General features: G+C 69.8%; 1 protein-coding gene. It reads left to right on the top strand.

Features of this window, described 5'->3' with window-relative positions; genetic code table 11:
• Positions 1-971, top strand: a 971-nt coding sequence (locus tag EAO70_RS12115) for a chitinase (protein ID WP_148002984.1), incomplete at its 5' end; no start/stop codon positions are given.
• Between the last annotated feature and the right edge of the window lie 253 nt (positions 972-1,224).

Genomic DNA, 1,224 nt, shown 5'->3' with positions numbered 1-1,224 from the left:
CCGCCCCCACCGCGGACACCTGCGCCCTCAAGCAMAAGCCCACCGGCAAGGTGCTCCAGGGCTACTGGGAGAACTGGGACGGGGCGGCCAACGGCGTCCACCCGCCTTTCGGCTGGGCGCCCATCGACGACCCGCGCTTCAAGGCCCACGGCTACAACGTCATCAACGCCGCCTTCCCCGTGATCCGTTCGGACGGCACGGTGCTGTGGCAGGACGGCATGGACAGCACGGTCAAGGTCTCCACCCCGGCGCAGATGTGCAACGCCAAGGCGGCGGGGGCGACGCTCCTCCTGTCGATCGGCGGCGCGACCGCGGGCATCGACCTCAACTCCCGTGCCGTCGCCGACCGTTTCATCGCGACCGTCGTGCCGATCCTCAAGACGTACAACTTCGACGGGATCGACATCGACATCGAGACCGGCCTGGTCGGCAGCGGCAGCATCGGCACCCTGTCCACGTCCCAGGCCAACCTGGTGTACATCATCGACGGCGTCCTCGCCCGCATGCCCGCCGGGTTCGGGCTGACGATGGCACCGGAGACGGCGTACGTCACCGGAGGCAGCGTCGTCTACGGCTCGATCTGGGGCGCGTACCTGCCGATCGTGAAGAAGTACGCGGACAACGGGCGCCTGTGGTGGCTCAACATGCAGTACTACAACGGCAGCATGTACGGATGCTCGGGCGACTCCTACTCCGCGGGGACCGTCGCCGGGTTCGTCGCGCAGACCGACTGTCTCAACCGGGGTCTCGTGATCCAGGGCACCACGATCCGGGTGCCGTACGACAAGCAGGTTCCCGGCCTCCCCGCCCAGCCGGGCGCGGGCGGCGGCCACATGGCTCCGTCGCTCGTGGCGCAGGCGTGGAACCACTACGGCGGGGCGCTCAAGGGCCTGATGACCTGGTCGGCGAACTGGGACGGGTCGAAGGGCTGGACGTTCGGCGACAACGTGAAGGCACTCCAGGGCCGTTAGCCCCTGCCGGCTCCGGTCGGGTTCTGGACGGCCGCCGGACCGGAGCCGTACCGGACCCCCGTCCGGCACCCGGGCCGGTGATCCCGAAGCCGGGATCACTGGCCCGGGCACGGTAGTTGTGCTTTGCTTGCGGCATGACCCTGCTCGTGACGCGCCGCCACGTGGACTACGTGCGCGTCACGACCACGTCCTGTTCCGGCTGACCCCGAGGCCCTCGTCCCGGCAGCCGGCCGTCGCCCGCGCGACCCCCGAG

This window comes from Streptomyces sp. adm13(2018) (assembly GCF_008042145.1).
GTDB lineage: Bacteria > Actinomycetota > Actinomycetes > Streptomycetales > Streptomycetaceae > Streptomyces.
Note: the sequence above shows the minus strand (reverse complement) of the source record. Positions and strands in the feature narration are given on the sequence as shown.